At 64.9% G+C, this 16,754-nt stretch carries 15 protein-coding genes; 4 read left to right on the top strand and 11 right to left on the bottom strand.

Features of this window, described 5'->3' with window-relative positions:
* Nucleotides 1-3 precede the first annotated feature (3 nt).
* The 4 genes from VSR72_RS26210 to VSR72_RS26195 all read right to left on the bottom strand — a co-directional run bounded on the left by VSR72_RS26210 (nucleotide 4) and on the right by VSR72_RS26195 (nucleotide 4,264).
* Entirely contained in the window at nucleotides 4-177 is a 174-nt protein-coding gene (locus tag VSR72_RS26210; RefSeq protein ID WP_342955260.1) for a hypothetical protein, read from the bottom strand.
* 242 nt (nucleotides 178-419) lie between these two features.
* Nucleotides 420-1,886 (bottom strand): glycosyltransferase, encoded by a 1,467-nt coding sequence (locus VSR72_RS26205; protein ID WP_342955259.1) that lies wholly within the window; start codon nucleotides 1,884-1,886, stop codon nucleotides 420-422.
* Nucleotides 1,887-1,907: 21 nt separating this feature from the next.
* Nucleotides 1,908-2,525, bottom strand: a complete 618-nt coding sequence (locus tag VSR72_RS26200) for a cytochrome b (protein WP_266232089.1) — start codon at nucleotides 2,523-2,525, stop codon at nucleotides 1,908-1,910.
* A gap of 275 nt (nucleotides 2,526-2,800) precedes the next feature.
* A complete protein-coding gene (locus tag VSR72_RS26195) occupies nucleotides 2,801-4,264 on the bottom strand; it encodes a catalase (protein WP_342955258.1) in 1,464 nt (487 codons plus the stop codon).
* A 457-nt stretch (nucleotides 4,265-4,721) separates the two neighbouring features.
* On the opposite strand from VSR72_RS26195, the gene phaP reads away from it, so the two are divergent.
* Nucleotides 4,722-5,288: a TIGR01841 family phasin gene (gene phaP / locus VSR72_RS26190; RefSeq protein WP_342955257.1), complete on the top strand. Its 567-nt coding sequence runs from the start codon at nucleotides 4,722-4,724 to the stop codon at nucleotides 5,286-5,288.
* 147 nt (nucleotides 5,289-5,435) lie between these two features.
* Here the strand turns inward: phaP and VSR72_RS26185 are convergent, their stop codons facing one another.
* The 5 genes from VSR72_RS26185 to VSR72_RS26165 form a co-directional block, all read right to left on the bottom strand.
* Nucleotides 5,436-6,476, bottom strand: coding sequence for an alpha/beta hydrolase (locus VSR72_RS26185; RefSeq protein ID WP_342955256.1), 1,041 nt, complete (start codon nucleotides 6,474-6,476; stop codon nucleotides 5,436-5,438).
* A 111-nt stretch (nucleotides 6,477-6,587) separates the two neighbouring features.
* On the bottom strand, nucleotides 6,588-7,277 hold the full coding sequence (locus VSR72_RS26180) for a FadR/GntR family transcriptional regulator (protein WP_342955255.1): 690 nt from the start codon (nucleotides 7,275-7,277) through the stop codon (nucleotides 6,588-6,590).
* A gap of 156 nt (nucleotides 7,278-7,433) precedes the next feature.
* The gene (locus tag VSR72_RS26175) at nucleotides 7,434-8,342 is read right to left on the bottom strand and encodes an aldose epimerase (protein WP_342955254.1); all 909 of its coding nucleotides are present in this window, start codon (nucleotides 8,340-8,342) and stop codon (nucleotides 7,434-7,436) included.
* A 24-nt stretch (nucleotides 8,343-8,366) separates the two neighbouring features.
* Nucleotides 8,367-9,323, bottom strand: coding sequence for an SMP-30/gluconolactonase/LRE family protein (locus VSR72_RS26170; protein WP_342955253.1), 957 nt, complete (start codon nucleotides 9,321-9,323; stop codon nucleotides 8,367-8,369).
* A 2-nt stretch (nucleotides 9,324-9,325) separates the two neighbouring features.
* Entirely contained in the window at nucleotides 9,326-10,060 is a 735-nt protein-coding gene (locus tag VSR72_RS26165; protein WP_342955252.1) for a ribonuclease activity regulator RraA, read from the bottom strand.
* A 563-nt stretch (nucleotides 10,061-10,623) separates the two neighbouring features.
* On the opposite strand from VSR72_RS26165, the gene VSR72_RS26160 reads away from it, so the two are divergent.
* The 3 genes from VSR72_RS26160 to VSR72_RS26150 all read left to right on the top strand — a co-directional run bounded on the left by VSR72_RS26160 (nucleotide 10,624) and on the right by VSR72_RS26150 (nucleotide 14,113).
* Nucleotides 10,624-11,880, top strand: coding sequence for an MFS transporter (locus tag VSR72_RS26160; protein WP_342955334.1), 1,257 nt, complete (start codon nucleotides 10,624-10,626; stop codon nucleotides 11,878-11,880).
* A 69-nt stretch (nucleotides 11,881-11,949) separates the two neighbouring features.
* A complete protein-coding gene (locus VSR72_RS26155) occupies nucleotides 11,950-12,774 on the top strand; it encodes an NAD(P)-dependent oxidoreductase (RefSeq protein ID WP_342955251.1) in 825 nt (274 codons plus the stop codon).
* A 157-nt stretch (nucleotides 12,775-12,931) separates the two neighbouring features.
* Nucleotides 12,932-14,113 (top strand): amidohydrolase family protein, encoded by a 1,182-nt coding sequence (locus VSR72_RS26150; protein WP_342955250.1) that lies wholly within the window; start codon nucleotides 12,932-12,934, stop codon nucleotides 14,111-14,113.
* Here the strand turns inward: VSR72_RS26150 and VSR72_RS26145 are convergent.
* Nucleotides 14,107-15,567, bottom strand: a complete 1,461-nt coding sequence (locus tag VSR72_RS26145; protein ID WP_342955249.1) for an amidohydrolase family protein — start codon at nucleotides 15,565-15,567, stop codon at nucleotides 14,107-14,109. The genes VSR72_RS26150 and VSR72_RS26145 overlap by 7 nt on opposite strands.
* Nucleotides 15,564-16,754 (bottom strand): amidohydrolase family protein, encoded by a 1,191-nt coding sequence (locus tag VSR72_RS26140; protein WP_342955248.1) that lies wholly within the window; start codon nucleotides 16,752-16,754, stop codon nucleotides 15,564-15,566. Before VSR72_RS26140 ends, VSR72_RS26145 begins: the two co-directional genes overlap by 4 nt.

The raw sequence follows: 16,754 nt of genomic DNA, 5'->3' as shown, positions 1-16,754 counted from the left end.
GTCTCATGATTGAGGCGAGAAGCGTTGCGCGCTGCGGTTCAGGCTAAAAAGCAAGGCGTATGCCATCGCGTTCAGGCCTTGTTTCATGCGCTCGATTGGTGCAAAGCGGGCATGATCGGCAGTATCGAAACGGCGCATGCCAATACGGCGCCGCATTTGCGCTTCAAGCTGGTGCAATGCGCTTGCGCGGCACGGTATATGCAGGCACAGGAGCCAACTGGACGGGCTTGAGTTCCAGTAGCCGGAGCGACCTGCTTGAACGAGCGTCCTACGAAAATCGCGGCGTGGCAAGCGCTTTGCGCGAGCGAGCCCGGCGGCGCTTAACGATGTGCTGGATGTGTCATTCGCGTGACAAAAGGACAGGGCCGCGTGGCGCGGCCCTGTCAACCTGGTAGCAAGTCGAATACGCGGAAATCAGATCATTGCGAAGCGGCGCTCTCGCGGCTGCGCGCCGCTGCGAGCCCAGTGCGGTGTTGCACGCCCCACTTGCGCCGACCGAGCAAGAAATGCAGCCAGCCGAGCGCCGCGCCGCCGTGGCGCATCAACTGGAAGGAAAACGGCTCGAAGATGGCGGCAAGGAACGCCATGCCGAAGCTCGAATGCGTGCGGTCTCCGCTCCAGCGCCGGTAAAGATGTACGGAGTACAAATGAAACGCGAGGTCGATCGCGATCTTGCCGACGATCACGCCCAGCACCGGCAACACGATCGTGAAACGTCCGTCGAACAAAAAGCCGATCAGCAGCGCGAACGCCGTCAGTCCATAAATGGGCTGCACAGTGTCGAACGCCTTCACGGGCAGCATCATGAGACCGAGCTTTCCATACTGGCGGTTGCCCGTCATGTCGCGATACCAGTACTGCGTCTGCAGAAAGCCTGCGAACCAGCGGCGGCGCTGACGCAGGAAGGTCGTGAGCGTGCCGGGCGCATCGGTGCGCGCGCGCGCCGTGCCGAGCACGCGCACGTCCCAGCCGAGGCCCTTGCGCGCCGAATAGCGGCGCAAGCGGTGAATCAGTTCGTAGTCCTCAACGAGGCAATCGGCATCGAAGCCGCCCACGGCCATCACGGCATCGCGCCGAAACCCCGCAAACGCGCCTGAAATGAGCAACAGGCTGTCCGCTCGCATCCACGCGAAGCGCGAGATGAAATTGCGGATGTACTCGTAGGTCTGGAACCACTGGAAAAAGCGGCCGCTGAGCGTATGGTCGCAAACCGGCGTGAGCAGGCCCGCTGCCGCAACCAGTGCCGGCTCGCGGCCAAACGCACTCGCCATCGCGGCGCATGCGTCCGGTTCGAGCAGCGTGTCGGCGTCCACGGTCATGACCGTTTCCGTTGCGATCGCAAGCAACGCCGCGTTGAGCGCGCGCGCCTTGCCGCCGTGCGCGAGCTTCAGCCAGCGTAGATTCGGATACTGCGGCGAAGGCGCGCTCATCTGCCCATCGCCGGGATCGACCAGGCCATAGCGCTGCGCGAGCAACGCAGCCGTGCCGTCGGTCGAGCCGTCGTCGGCGATGACGATCTGCTCCGGCGCGCGGGTTTGCGCGAACAGCGCGTCGAGCGTGATCGGCAGCACGGCCGCCTCGTTGTGCGCGGCGACGATCACGCCGAGCGTCGGCAGCTTCGCTTCGCCTGCGGCAGCGGGCGTTGCCGCAGGCGCAAGCAGCACGCGCGCCTTCCAGGCGACGAACAGCAGCAACACCGTGTCGTAGATGACATAAGCGATGCCCGTGGACCACGCGACCACGCCTTGCAGGAAGAACGCGCGCGCGAACAGCACGAACCAGAGCGCCATGACGCCTAGATGGATCGCGATGCTCGCGAACGGCGTGGGCGGCGGTACGAGGCGCGGCGACGTGCGGGCGAGCGCCTCTTCAAGCGTGTTTTTCAAGTCGTACCCTTCTCGTGTTGCTCACGGCATCATTCGGCGCAGCACCGAATGACGGTCGATCCATTGATGCTTGAGCGCGCCCGCAATGTGCAGCGCGAGCACGCCATAGAGCGCATAACTGCACGCCGTGTGCAGCGCGCCAAACTGGTTGTGCAACTGTTCCTTCGTGGCCGCATCGAGATTCATGATGAAGCCGATGCGCGGCCATTGCACGAGGCCGAAGAGATACATGGGATGCGAAGCGGCGGCGACCCAGGCGGAGTCGTGCAGCCAGCCCGAGAGCGGCATCGCGAAAATCAGCACATAGAGCGCGACGTGCGCGGCGTGGGCCGACGCGCGCTCCCAGCCCGGAAACTCGGCGGGCAGCGCAGGCGGGCGATGCGTGAGACGCCACAGCACGCGCAGGATCGCCAGCCCGAGCACGGTAATGCCGATCGACTTGTGCGTATCGATCACGAAGCGGATGGCCGTATCGGAAAGCGCGCCGTCAGGCAGCAGCGCGGCGGTCAGGCCCAGTGCGACGTTCGTGAGAATCAGTAGCGCGATCAACCAGTGCAATAGCACGGCAACACGCGTGTACTTCTGCGCGCCGGCGGCGGCATCGACAAACGGAGTTTCGGCGGAAAGGGAGGTTTTCACGTGGGCTTGGCCGTTGCGGATCAGTAGGGATAACGCGCGGCGCGGCAAATTTATTCCCGCCGCGCGTTGTCCGCCGGCGGGATTGCGCGATGCTGCCCACACAGCGACTCGCGCATTATGCCCCCTCGTCCCTGACGCTGCAGAATCCGCCAGATGACGTTTCTGCCAGTTTGGCGGCGGCGGGCCGTCATGTGACGACCAACAAACTCATGACCCAAAAGAAAAGCCGGAACGGGTCGCGAAACCCGTTCCGGCTTTCTTACGGCTTTGGCGGCTTACTTCCCGCTGCCCGCCTGCTTTTCGATCTGACCGCCCACTTCGGCGTCGATCTTCTTCCAGTAGTCGAACACGCGCTCGCGCACCGGGCTGCCCACGCCGCCCAGGCTCGCTACCACCTGCTGGACCAGTGCCTCGCGCTGCTTGTCGTTGTAGACGTTGCGCACGAGATCGTGTGCCTGGCCGAAATCGTCGTCTTCCGCATGCAGCGAGTAGGCGCTGCGCACCATGTCGCCGTCGGCTTCCCAGCCGTCGTCGGCGGCGCCCGTCGTATCCGCCCACGGGCGGCCGAAGCTGTTCGGCACATAGGTCGGCGCGTTGCCGCTATGTTCGTAGGTCATGTTGCCGTCGAACATATAGGTTTGCACCGGCACCTTCGGACGATTCACTGGCAGCTGGTTGAAGTTCGTGCCGATGCGCGCGCGCTGCGCGTCGTTATACGCGAACGCGCGGCCCAGCAGCATCTTGTCCAGCGAAAGGCCGATGCCCGGCACCGTGTTGCCCGGCGAGAACGCGGCCTGCTCGATCTGCGCGAAGAAGTTCTCCGGGTTGCGGTTCAGCGTCATCGTGCCGACCTTGATGAGCGGATAGTCCTTGTGCGACCACGTCTTCGTGAGATCGAACGGGTTGAAGCGGTACTGCTTCGCCTCCGCATACGGCATGACCTGCACGGAGAGCGTCCACGACGGATATTCGCCGCGCTTGATCGCATCGAACAGATCGCGACGGTGGAAGTCGGCGTCCTCACCCGCCATCGCCGCGGCTTCGGCATTGGTGAAGGACTGCATGCCCTGGTTCGTGTGGAAGTGGTACTTGACCCAGAACTTCTCGCCCTTCGCGTTCACCCACATATAGGTGTGCGAGCCGTAGCCGTTCATGTGGCGCCACGTTTTCGGCAAGCCGCGCTCGCCCATCAAATAGGCGACCTGGTGCGCCGACTCGGGATTGCTGGTCCAGAAGTCCCATTGCATCTGGCCATCGCGCAGGCCCGAGTCGGGCAGACGCTTCTGGCTGCGGATGAAGTGCGGAAACTTCATCGGGTCGCGCACGAAGAAAATCGGCGTGTTGTTGCCGACGAGGTCGTAGTTGCCCTCGCTCGTGTAGAACTTCAGTGAGAAGCCGCGCACGTCGCGCCAGGTGTCGGGGCTGCCCATTTCGCCCGCAACGGTCGAAAAGCGCGCCAGCATTTCCGTGGACGCGCCCTTCTGGAACAAGGCGGCCTTCGTGTAGCGCGAAACATCCTCGGTGGTCTTGAATTCGCCGAATGCGCCGGCGCCCTTCGCATGCGGTTGGCGCTCGGGCACCTTCTCGCGGTTGAAATGCGCCATCTGCTCGAGGAAATGCACGTCGTGCAGCACGATCGGGCCGTCGGGGCCGATCGTAAGCGAGTTACGGTCGCTGACTGCCGGCGCGCCCGTGCTCGTCGTGGAATGACCGTGAGACTTGTCGTTCGATACACCCATTACCGCTCTCCTGATGGATTCGCGAATGGCGGCTGCGCGCCGCGCCCGTTCGACTGCTTCAGTGCGACTACTTCAGCGCGTTCGAGCCGCGGCCGGGGCCGCCACCGCTAGATTGGGGGACCAACCCGGGTTGCGCGGACGTGCCGTGCCTTCGCTACCAACGCCCACCCGAGGGAAAGGCCATTTTGCCCGCAGATGAGAAGCATTGCGCTCAAGCGGTTCGTGCAATCCGCAGCCCATCTGGACGCCTCAAGCGCTGTAGGAAATTTCCACCGAAAATCAGGCGTTTACATAATTGTTGCGACGCACAAAAACTTCTTGACACGTTTTATGGATGCGGTACTATGAAGTCGATTGCTGCATCGCACAAAACCTTCTCTGCGCGAACCGGTGATCGACCGAAAGTTTATTTTCGTAACCGAAACCGACGCGTAGCGTCCACCTAAAGGAAAGAGACATGAACCTGCCGACCCCCGAACAATTCGCCGCCAACCAGAAAGCCGGTCTCGAGGCCCTCTTCGGCCTGACGAGCAAGGCATTCGAAGGCGCGATCAAGCTCGCCGAACTCAACATCGAAACGGCCCGCTCGGCGTTCGCAGAAGGCCAGGAACAAGCTCACCGCGCGTTCTCGGCCAAGGACCCGCAAGGCTTCTTCGCCGCACAAGCCGGCTTCGCCCAGCCCGCCGCTGAAAAGGTTCTGGCCTACGGCCGCAGCGTGTACGGCATCGTGTCGGCCACGCAAGCCGAATTCGCCACCGCCGCCCAGTCGCAGTACGAAACGCAGCAGCGCGCGCTCGAAACGCTCGTGGACAACGCCGCGAAGAACGCACCGGCCGGCTCGGAAGCCGCTGTCGCCGCGATCAAGTCGGCACTGACCGCCGCCAACAGCGCGTACTCGTCGGTGAACAAGGCTGCGAAGCAAGCGGTCGAATTCGCGGAAAGCAACTTCGACGCCGCTGGCAAGGCCGCGACGAAGGCTGTCGCGCAAGCTTCGGCACGCGCCGCCAAGCAGGCTGCCGCGTAAGCTATACGCCTCGCTTTCCACTGGCGCGGTGGCTCGAAGCCTCCCGCTGCCAGCCGGACCGAAACGGGCGTGGACCTCGTGCAATGCGAGGTTCACGCCCGTTTGCTTTTGGCGACCCCAGTGCGGCGCTCAGCGCTCCACGCGCAATCAATTCGCGCAGTTTCCCGTATCGAACATCGTCGCCAATGCGCAACTCGACGTGAGCATGCGCGCGCCGTCGTGCCCCACGCCGGGGACGATATGGAACGTCTGGTTCAGGCCTTGCGGGTGACGGGTTTGCAGGTAGCGATAGAAGCCTTGCGCTCGCGCCACGCGTTGAGCGCCTTGCGCCTGCGCGGCACAGCTTTTGTCGAGTGATACCGAGGCCGGGTCGTCGTCGTTGCCGCCCGCGAGGTAGACAATGCGCCGCTTCACGTAGTCCGCTTCGAGCTGTGCGGGCGTGCGCTCGGCAACGAACGCCGGCCGGTTCTCCATGCCGTATTTCCAGCGGTCGAATCCCGCGCAGTTCGAAGCGTCGAATGCGGCGGGCGCGCCGTTCGCACCGGGCCGCTGCGCATCGAAATAGGCGTACGACGACGGACTCGCCACCACGAAACGCACGTCGACTCCCTCGGCGGCAAGCGCATCGGCATGCGAGGCGATCGCGTAGCGCTGCAGCACCTGCGCGCCGCCCGAATGACCCGCGAACACGATCGTTTTCAGATTGGGAAAGAGGCGCCGGTCGGCGAGATGTCGCGCAATGTCGTCGAGCACCGCGTACGAACTCACCTGCGCACCGCTCGTGGCATTCGCGCCGGCCATCCAGGCGTTGCCACGCCAGCTCAGGAGATCGCCGGATGCATGGTGCGCGCGCACATCGTTGGTGGAGAGAAATTGCGGCGCGACGAGCAGTGTGCTCGCAGGATCGACGCCCGCCAGCTCGCGCGCATGTTGTGCGGTGCGAAAGTAGGTATCGGCGTTACGCAGCCGGCCATGGACGATGATCACCGCGCGCTGGATGGCGGGCTGCGGCGCGTTCCAGTCGGCGCTCACATAAAGCGGGAATTGTGCGTGGCCTGACGGGCCATCGACGGGCAGGCGTGCGTCGGCAATTGCGTCGACCGGATGCACGGGACGCGCCTGCGCGAGTGCAGGCGCAACAGCGAAAGCGATCACAACTGCCAGCCGGCGCAGAACGTTTGAAGCCATGAAGGCACTCGCCGCGAAGTTCAGCCGAAGGGTGGGCGCGCGCGAGTGTGGAGAATCGGGCGACAGCGCAAAGGCGGCACGCGCGCCGCCCTTAATAGCCAGCCAGAAGGATCAGGAGCCGAACATCCGGTTCACTGCGCGCTCGAGATGCGCGCGCATGGCGGTCGCTGCGCGTTCGGCGTCGCGCGCCTGGATCGCTTCGAGCACTTCGAGGTGTTCCTGCTGCACGAGGCGCTGCCGCTCGATCGACTTCACGAGCGAGAGGTTGCGCGACAGGTTCATGCTGAACACCATCTGCTCCTGGATGCCCGAGAGCGCCGTGATGAAGAACTGGTTCTTCGAGGCGCGCGCCACGGCCATATGGAACGCGAAGTCGTCCTTCGCGCCAATGCCCGAGGTCTCGATGATGGTTTGCAGGTTGTCCCACTCGCGCCGGATCGCGGCGATGTCTTCGTCTTCGGCCTTTTGCGCCGCCAGCGAGGCCGCCCCGGCTTCGACCACCACGCGGTATTCGTAGCAGCGGCGAATGTCCGACAGCGTTTCGAGCGGCGCGAAGCGGCGCACGTCCGGATCGGGGCGGCGCATGACCGTCGTGCCCGAACCGTGGCGCGTGGCGATGATGCCGTCCGCGCGCAGCTGGGCGAGCGCCTCGCGCACCGTGGGGCGCGAGGTCGCGAAGCGCTCCGCGAGCATGTGCTCGGTCGGCAGGCGCTCCCCTTCCTTGTACTCGCCCTCGATGATGCGATTGAGGATGTCGCTGTAAATCCGCGCCGGCATATTCGGCGCTTTCTGCTCAGACATGATCGGACGGTGCACTTTGGGTTGTCAGGAGTGTCGTCAATTGTAAGTCATATGGCGGGCCGATAGCGCTCATCCGCCCCGGCCAGCCCCCATTTTGCGGGTGTTTCCGCTCTTTCCGTCCCGCTTTACCAATTTGCGGCCAATTTATGGCCGCCCTTACCGCAAGGCGCTCACGCGGATGCGCAGCGCCGCTTTCTGCGTCTCGCGCGGCTCCAGCCAGCGCAGTCCGAGCCCGGTGTGAATCGCGTCGGGCAAGCCGAGCCACGGCTCGACGCAGTAAAAGTCCGAATCGGGCGCGAGCGTCCAGGTCGTGACCGCATACCACGACGCCGAGCCGGGCCGGCGCAGATCGATTTCGATCGCGCGCTGCTGCGACGGCATCTCGATGCGAACGGGCCCATCGGGCTCGCCGTCGAGGCAATGAAAGCGATCGACGATCTGCGTGTCGTCGAAGCGGTAGTGCACCGCGCCCGGCGCGGCCTCGGCCGTCGTGCCGTCCGGCAACTGCCGCCGATAGACGTTGCGCGGCAACGCGATCGTCGCCTCGCCGCGCTGCGCGTGTGGCAGCGCGAAGTAGAAGTGATGGCCCGCGTAGTACGGCATGCGCGTGTCGCCCGTGTTCGTCGTGGTCAGTTCCACGTCGAGCGTCGTTTCGTCGGCAAGACAGTAGGCGGCCTCGAAGCGAAAGCCGAACGGGTACATCTCGCGTGTTTGCTCGCTGTCGGTGAGCGTCATGCGCACGCCGTCGCCTTGCGGCTCGGTCTGCGCCGCGAAGGGCAGATCGCGCGCGAAGCCGTGCAATGGCATCTCCCGCACCACGCCCTGCGCATCACGCCACCGGCCAACGCGGCCATCGACCCACTGCCGCGCGATGAACGGAAACAGCAGCGGATTGCCGCCGCGGATCAGCCCCGGCTGGCTCCAGTCCGGCGCCTCGGGCCAATGGACGATGGGCGCGCCGCCGATCGTCCACGAAAGCAAACGCCCGCCAGCCTGCGGCGCAACAAGCAGCCGGGACGCGCCGCGCGCGAGTTCGATGACGTCCTGGTTTTGAAACTGCGGCATATCGTGTCGCCCGGTAAACAAGAGTCAGATGGCTGCGCGCAGCGAACCCGCGAAGTCAGGCTCGGGCAAGCCACGCACACCGGCGTCGATGGCGAACACGAGGCCATCCAGCTCACCCGTTCGCGGCGGGCATATCGTCGTGACGTAAAGCACGTCGAGATTCGCGCCGCCGAATGCGCACATCGAAGGCTTCGCAACCGGCACGGCCACGCTGCGCTCGAGCCGCCCTTCGGGCGTGAAGCGGAGCAACTGGCCCGCGTCGTTCGCGCAGATCCAGTAGCAGCCGTCGGCGTCCACCGCTGCGCCGTCGGGGCGCCCCGTGTAGTCGTGCAGATCGGCGAACACTCGCCGATTCGTGGGCACGCCGTCGTCGATGTCGTAATCGAACGCCCAGATCAGGCGGCTCGACGCATGCGAATCGGAGAGATACATCGTGCGGCCGTCCGGCGACCACGCGAGACCGTTCTGCGTGCACAGGCTATCGACCACAGGCGCCGACAAGCCGTCTTGCGCCGTATAGCGATAGAGCTTGCCCGCCGGGTTGGGCTCAGCCGAGTCCTGCACCATCGTTCCGGACCAGAAACGGCCCTGACGATCGCAGCGGCCGTCGTTGAAACGCATGCGCGCGGTTTCGTGCGCCACGCTCGCGAGCGGCCGCACACTCAGCTCGCCTGCCCGCACATTCGCAACCGGTTCGTGCAGCGTCACAGCGAAGAGTCCTGTCTCCAGCGCCGCGAGCACGCCGCCATCGCGCGCGAACGCAAAGCAGCCGATGCGCTCCGGCAGCGCCCACTCGGTGCGGCGCGCCGTATCGACCGCGTAGCGAACGAGCGTTTGCGCGGGAATATCGACCCAGTAAAGCGCGCTTTCCTCGGCGCGCCAAACGGGACACTCGCCTACCGACGAGCGGCGTGCGTCGCGCGCCTCGAGCGGACGCACCGGCGGCGTCGAAACGGCATCTAGCGTCACTGCCTGCTGCATGCTCAACGCTGCTCCTTCTTCCAGGCTTCGTAGGCCGCAAGCGTTGCCTCGTTCGGCGGATAGGTGCCCGGCAGCGACGCGCCCGCCTCGATGCGCTCGGTGATGAAGCGCTCGAGCGTTTCCTGCTCCGTGGCGTCGCGCGCGACTTCCTCGGCCAGATGACGTGGAATCACGACGACGCCGTCCGCATCGCCGACGATGATGTCGCCCGGGAACACGGCCACGCCGCCGCAGCCGATCGGCACGTTCAGATCGACCGTGTGGTGCTTGCAGAGATTGAGCGGCGCCGAGGCGCCCGCGCAGAACACCGGAATGCCGAGCGCGGCGATGGTCGCGCTGTCGCGCACCGGGCCGTCCGAAACCATGCCCGCCACGCCGCGCACCTTCATGCGCGTGGCGAGGATCGAGCCCATCGAGGCGGCATCGGTCACGCCGCGGCAGTCCTGTACGAGCACCGCGCCCGCGGGCACCGTCTCGACGCCCTTGCGCTGCGGATGCTCGGGGTTCTGGAACGCGCTCAGCTGGTCGAGGTCCTCGCGGGCCGGGATATTGCGCATCGTGAAGGCCGGGCCGACCAGATTGGGGGCGCCCGGCGCCGGTGCGGCGAGCGGTTTCACGCCTTGCAGGAAGACATTGCGCAGGCCGCGCTTGAAGAGTTGCGTGGTGAGCGTGGCGTTGGAAACGTGGCGCAGTTGTTCGAGCGCGGCATCGCTCACGGGGATGGCGGGGGAATTCATCGTGTCTCGTCCGTTGTCGTGTGTCTCGTGGTGCGCGTGGCGCAGGCGGCGGCTCGAAAACTGTCGAGCGGATGGGCCGCATTGTTGTAATACAACACGGAAATTGTCAACCGGCCAGTGCGCTACGGGCTGACTCCAGATGTATGACGACCCACCATCGGCGAGGTGCGGAATGCATCGCAGGATTTAGCGCAGATAGCCCGACGGAACACGACATAAGTCAACAAAAGCCCGTCTGGACGCCGCGTCGGGCGTCGGACCCCGATCCGACACTAGGGAAATCCCCAGCACATCAATATTTGCTTTACAACTTCCCGCAAAATAGAATGATGTCTTACATGAAGGGCCAATGCATCGGCAAGGCCCTTCATCCCCGCCAACGGGAGACCAGCAACGCGGCTACCTAAAGCTTCGCAGGCCAGCACAGGGCGCCACGCACAGAAACACAGCCATTCGGACTCACCTTCCGGCACAGCTTCGTGCCAGAGTCCGCCAACAGCAGGAGACGAGCAGTGCAACGCAAGACACTCAAGGGGGTGCGGTGGTGGATCATCGGCCTCATCATGATCGGCACCATCTTCAACTACCTCGCGCGCAGCTCGCTCGCGGTGGCCGCCCCCACGCTGACTGAAACGCTTCACATGACCACGCAGCAGTACTCGTACGTGGTCACGGCCTTCCAGGCCTGCTATGCGCTCGCACAACCTATCGCCGGTTTCGTGCTCGACTCCGTGGGCATCAAGATCGGTTTCGCGATCTTCGCGTTCGGCTGGGCCATCGCCAACATGCTGCACGGCCTCGCCGGCAGCTGGCCCGCGCTCGCCGCCTTCCGCGGCATGCTCGGCCTGACCGAAGCCGCCATTTTCCCGGCCGGCATGAAGGCCATCAGCGCATGGTTCCCGGCCAAGGAACGCTCGGTCGCGACCGGTTGGCTCAACACCGGCACCTCGATCGGCGCGATGCTCGCTCCGCCGCTCGTCGTGTGGTGCATTCTCAAGTTCAACTGGCAGTTCGCGTTCGTGGTGACCGGCGGCGGCGCGCTGATCTGGGTGGCGCTGTGGCTCGTGTTCTTCAAGATGCCCGCCGAGCACCCGCGTCTCTCGACGGAAGAAGCCGAGTACATCCGCGAAGGCCAGACCGAAGCGCAGAAGTCGACCAAAGGCCGCCGCGCCTCGTTCAAGGAAGTGCTCAAGACGCGCCGCTTCTGGGGCATCGGCATTCCGCGCATGCTCGCTGAACCGGCATGGCAAACCTTCGGCGCGTGGATTCCGCTGTACATGGTCACCGTGCGCCACATGAACCTGAAGGAAATCGCGCTGTTCGCGTGGATGCCGTTCCTCGCCGCCGACCTCGGCTGCCTGGTGGGCGGTTACCTCGCGCCGCTCTTCATCCGCTGGTTCGGCTGCTCGCTCATCACCTCGCGCAAGCTCGTCATCACGACCGGCGCGCTGCTGATGGTCGGCCCGGCCTGCGTGGGCCTCGTCGCGAGCCCCTACGCCGCCATCGCCCTCTTCTGCGTCGGCACGTTCGCCCACCAGACGATTTCGGGCGCGCTGTTCACGCTCGCTTCCGACGTGTTCGGCCAGCACGAAGTCGCCACGGCCACGGGTCTCTCGGGCATGTTCGGCTACCTCGGTGCAACGGTGTTCTCGCTCATCGTCGGCGCAGTGGCCAGCACGATCGGTTATAACCCGTTGTTCGTGTCCCTCATGCTGTTCGACATCATCGGCGCCTGCGTGGCATGGCGACTGATCTCGAACGAGCAGAAGGACAACGCGGGCACCCCCGCGCTCCAGCCCTCGCATGAAGTGAAGGCCTGATCGACATATTCACCGGCCGGCGCCCGCGAGGGTGCCGGCTTTCGGCATTTCTACGTGAGGACAATCACAGTGAAGAAAGTTGCATTGACCGGCGCGGCCGGCCAGCTCGGCACCGTGTTGCGCAAGGGCCTGCTCGAACGCGGCGTGAACCTGCGCTCCGCGGCCGGCTCGAAGCCGCTTGAACCGCTCGTCGCGGGCGAAGACGTGATGCACGGCGACCTGCGCGACCCCGCCGTGGTCGACCGCCTGCTCGACGGCGTGGACGTGCTGATCCACATGGCCGGCACGAGCGTCGAGCGCCCCCTGCCCGAGATCATCGAAAACAACCTGCGCGGTCTCGTCGAAGTCTACGAAGGCATGCGCCGCCACGGCACGAAACGCATTCTGTTCGCGAGCTCGAATCACGCGATCGGCATGTACCCCGTGGAAGAAAAGCTCACGCTCGACTGCGCGTTTCGCCCGGACGGCTTCTACGGTCTTTCCAAGGCTTGGGGCGAATCGCTCGCGCGCCTGTACTGGGACAAGCACGGCATCGAAACCGTGAACGTGCGCATTGGCAGTTGCTTGCCCAAGCCCACCGAGTTCCGTCAATTGAGCACGTGGTTTGGCCACGAAGACCTGTTCCATCTCATCGATCGCGTGATCAATGTGGATGAGATCGGCTTCGCCGTGGTGTGGGGCGTGTCGAACAACACACGCAGCTACTGGATTCAGGAAGGCGCGAACGACGACGCGAAGCGCCTGGGCTACGAGCCGAAGCAGAATTCGGAAGATTGGGCTGCCGAGATTCTGGCGAACGAGAATCCGCTCGATGCGGTGGCTCAACGCTACCAGGGCGGCAGTTTCGCCAGCTTCGATTTCACGCCGGTGGAGAAGCGCGGCAAGCAATCGTGATACACCGCTTCTCCGGTGTTTGCGTTTTAGCGCCCCTTGCGGGCGCTTTTTTTTTGCTTACCTATTCAGTATCTAAATACTATTGATTTTGATATTTAATTTGTAAATAGGTCGTTGTGTCGATAAGGTGGAGCGTTCAATACACCGAGCCGCAACCATGATCGAGCGCCTATTTACAAATGCCGTTGATGCAAACGGCAACCCGCTAAACCTCGCCGTGAGCAACGGAAGCTTCGTCGCCGTCGGCGCTGAGCGTCCCGAGAGCGGCGCAGCCGAAGTCGTCGATCTGCAGGGACGCCTGGTACTGCCAGGATTCGTCGACGGACACATTCACCTCGATAAGAGCTTCGTAGGCGACCGCTGGCGCCCTCACCGCCCCGCGGCGAGCCTGCGCGAGCGCCTCACCATCGAAAAGCAGGCGCTTGCCGATGCGCGCCCCATCGCCGAGCGCGCCGACGCGCTGATCCGCCAGGCGGCATCGTTCGGCACGATTGCGATGCGCTGCCACGTGGATGTCGACGCGACCACGGGGCTCACCCATCTGCATGCCGTCATGCAAGCGCGCGAAAAGTGGCGCGGCATCGTGGATATCGAACTCGTCGCCTTTCCGCAGGCGGGTGTCGTGTCGTGTCCCGGCACGGCAGAGGTGCTCGATGCAGCGGTCCGCGAAGGCGCGCAGGTCGTGGGCGGCATCGATCCCACCACGCTCGATGGCGACGCGCAACGCCAACTCGACATCGTGTTCGGCATTGCGGAAAAGCGCGGCGTGAAGATCGACATCCATCTGCATGAGCCGGATCAGTTGGGCATCGACCAGTTGCATCGCATTGCCGCGCGCACGAAAGCGCTGGGCATGCAGGGCCGCGTCGCGGTGAGTCACGCCTACGCGTTGGGCGATGTCGCGCCGGGCGTGGTTGACGGCGTCGCCACGGCGCTCGCCGAAGCCGGTGTGTCGATCATGACGAATGCGCCCGGCGACCGTGCATTTCCGCCGGTCCTCCAGCTACGCGCCGCCGGCGTGCGCGTGTTCACCGGCAACGACAACATCCAGGACGCCTGGTGGCCTTACGGCAACGGCGACATGCTTCAGCGGGCGATGCTGGTGGGCTATCGTTCGGGCTTCTATACCGACGACGAACTGCACGTGGCGCTCGACATGGCAACGCATGCCGCAGCGGCCGTGGTCGGTAAAAGCGGATATGGCCTCGAGGTCGGCAACGAAGCGACCTTCGTCGTCGTGCAAGCGCCGAACGCCGCAGCCGCCGTTGCCGCCGCGCCCGCTGATCGAGCTATCGTCAGGCGCGGGCAATTCTGGGACGATGCGGCGCGCGCTCAATAATGGCTATGGCCCCACAGCGTGGGCGGCGCGTCCAGCAGATGACGCAAACCCGCCCGCTCTAACGCTCGGTCTGCCGCCTCCTGTACGCGTTCGAGGAGCACGCCCTCCTCGACCGAGCGCACGCGATAATCCTCCATCAAAATCTTGCCGCCCACCATCGTCATGCAGACGTCGCCCGCATTGGCGAAGCACGTGACGCGATAGACAGGCATATGCATCGGCATCATATGCGGCTTGAACAGGTCGACCAGGATGATGTCGGCGAGCTTGCCCGCTTCGAGCGAGCCGAGTTCGTCGTCGATCGACAGTGCCCTGGCCGCGTCGATCGTGACCATTTCGAGCACCTTGCCGTGCGGCAGCACATCCGGGTCGCGAAAGTGACGGCGATGGTAATGCATGCACTGCCACATATGGCGGAACATATCGTAGCCGCGATCAGGCGCCGCAGCGTCCGAGCCTATCGCCACCGTGACGCCCGCGTCGATGAGTTCCGGCACGGGGCAACGGCCAATGATCGACATGATCGCGCTCGGGTTGTGAACGATCGACGCCCCCGTCGCGAGGCACGCCTCGATGTCAGCCGGGCACAGATCGATGGCATGCGACATGAACGATCTGTTGTTCAGCAGTCCCAACTCACGATGCGCAAAATCCAGCGTGCCAGCGCGATGGCCGTCCTGCGTCAAGCGCAGGCCGCGCTCACTGGCCAACGCTGTGTATCGCTCTGCCTCGCGCCGATAGTCGCGTTCGTATGCCGCGACCGACGGGTCATGCTCCGGCGCATAGACCGGCAGCGCCAGGGCGATCTCGATACGCCCGCCCGCGTCGCCATGACAGTCGTCGATGATGGCCTGGCAGACGCCGTGCATCTGCGCGAAATCGACGTTGCGCGTTTCGCTGCCGGTCGCGCCGTGGCGCGTGTACGCGCGCGGCGCGGGCGGACGCGATGGGCCCACGGCCACGATCGAGCGTGTGCCTGTCCTGACCACGGCATCGCAATGGCGCCGCGCATAGACAGGATCGTCCACGCGCATGATCGAGTCGCCGCCGCCAAGCAGCGACACGCCCGTCGTCACGCCTGCCTTCAGGCGCTCCAGCGCCGCCAGATGCGACTCCAGTTCCCAGAAGGCTTCATCGGATGCACTTGTATAGATCGCTTCGCACGCCGCCGTCCACGCCTCGCCGTTCGCGCCGCCGAGCGTCCTGAGCATGGCATGCCCCGCATGGGCATGCGCGTCGATGAGCCCCGGCAGCACGGCCTTGCGGCGCGCGTCGATGCGGCGCGCCGCGCGATACCGCTGCGCAAGCACACGCGTCTCGCCAACCTCGACGATGCGCTCGCCCTTCACGGCCACCGCGCCGTCGTCGATCACGCGGCGCGTGGCGTCGAGCGTGATCACGCAACCGTGCTCGATCAGCACGTCGACGTCCTGAATGCCCTGCTGATTGCTCATACGACCCACTCGCCGTCACGCACGACGACGCGTCCGTTCGCGACGACGAGCTTGCGCTTTGGCCGCGCGACAACCGCATGCGCGACGCTCTCCGCCTCCACGAGCACGAAGTCCGCACGCGCGCCGACGCGCAGGCCATAGTCGGAAAAGCCGCAGCCACGCGCCGCGGCGTCGCTCACGCAGTCGAATGCGATCGCAATGTCGTCGTCGCGCCGCAAGTCGTAGCGCAAGCCGATCAACATGGCGCGCTCGAGCATGTCGGGCACGCCATAGGGCGACCACGTGTCGCGAATGCCGTCGTTGCCGCCAAACACCGTCACGCCGTTGTCGCGGCAGAGCTTGAGCGGCGGAACCGGGCGCGATGGCGGCGCGCTCGTCAGCAGCGCCACGCGCAGTTGCGCGATCCGCTCGATCAATGCGTCGCGCTCGCGCTCCGGCAACGCGCCCAGACAAAACGCGTGGCTCACGACAACCTGCCCTTGCATGCCGAGCGCCTGCACGCGATCGAGCAGCAGTTTGAGCGTGAATGCGCCAACCTCGCCGGGCTCGTGAAGATGAATGTCGATCGGCTTGCGATGGCGCTCCGCAAGCTCGAACGTGGCGTTGAGCGAGGCCACGGGATCGCCGTCGATCAGCGCCGGGTCAAGCGCGCCGAGCACATCGGCGCCGCCCGCGAGTGCGCTGTCGAGCAGTTCGACCGTTCCCGGCCGGATCAGCATGCCCGACTGCGGGAACGCGACGATCTGCATGTCCAGCACATCGCGCATCGTCTGCCGCGTGGCGAGCACGCCTTCGAGGTAACGCAATCGCGCGTCGGTATCGATGTCGACGTGCGTGCGCATGCGCGTCGTGCCGGCCTGCACGAATGCGCGCGAGAGCGCGAGCGACTGCGCGGCGGCGTCGTGACCCGAGGTCTTGCGCCATTCGCGCTCGTTGCCGATGCGATCGGTGAGCAGCGGCCCGACCTCGTTGCGATACCACGGGCGGCCCCAGTTGCTCTTGTCGATATGCGTGTGGCCTTCGACGAAACCGGGCAACAGCAGGGCCGCGCCGCCGTCAACAACATGCGCATCAGGTTGCGCGGCAACGTGCGGTCCGATTGCTTCGATGCGGCCGTCGGCGACAGCGACGCTAACGCGCTGGCCATCGGCCAGGCAGACATTGGAGAGATGAAGTGAGGAAGTCAT

The sequence above is a fragment of the Paraburkholderia sp. JHI869 genome, assembly GCF_038900775.1.
Lineage (GTDB): Bacteria > Pseudomonadota > Gammaproteobacteria > Burkholderiales > Burkholderiaceae > Paraburkholderia.
This window is presented reverse-complemented; position numbering and strand designations above follow the sequence as displayed.

Coding starts and splice junctions, on each gene's coding strand:
- VSR72_RS26195 (WP_342955258.1), bottom strand. CDS start 4,264: ATGGGTGTATCGAACGACAAGTCTCACGGTCATTCCACGACGAGCACG.
- phaP (WP_342955257.1), top strand. CDS start 4,722: ATGAACCTGCCGACCCCCGAACAATTCGCCGCCAACCAGAAAGCCGGT.
- VSR72_RS26140 (WP_342955248.1), bottom strand. CDS start 16,754: ATGACTTCCTCACTTCATCTCTCCAATGTCTGCCTGGCCGATGGCCAG.
- VSR72_RS26150 (WP_342955250.1), top strand. CDS start 12,932: ATGATCGAGCGCCTATTTACAAATGCCGTTGATGCAAACGGCAACCCG.
- VSR72_RS26175 (WP_342955254.1), bottom strand. CDS start 8,342: ATGCCGCAGTTTCAAAACCAGGACGTCATCGAACTCGCGCGCGGCGCG.
- VSR72_RS26185 (WP_342955256.1), bottom strand. CDS start 6,476: ATGGCTTCAAACGTTCTGCGCCGGCTGGCAGTTGTGATCGCTTTCGCT.
- VSR72_RS26165 (WP_342955252.1), bottom strand. CDS start 10,060: ATGAATTCCCCCGCCATCCCCGTGAGCGATGCCGCGCTCGAACAACTG.
- VSR72_RS26145 (WP_342955249.1), bottom strand. CDS start 15,567: ATGAGCAATCAGCAGGGCATTCAGGACGTCGACGTGCTGATCGAGCAC.
- VSR72_RS26160 (WP_342955334.1), top strand. CDS start 10,624: ATGATCGGCACCATCTTCAACTACCTCGCGCGCAGCTCGCTCGCGGTG.
- VSR72_RS26180 (WP_342955255.1), bottom strand. CDS start 7,277: ATGTCTGAGCAGAAAGCGCCGAATATGCCGGCGCGGATTTACAGCGAC.
- VSR72_RS26170 (WP_342955253.1), bottom strand. CDS start 9,323: ATGCAGCAGGCAGTGACGCTAGATGCCGTTTCGACGCCGCCGGTGCGT.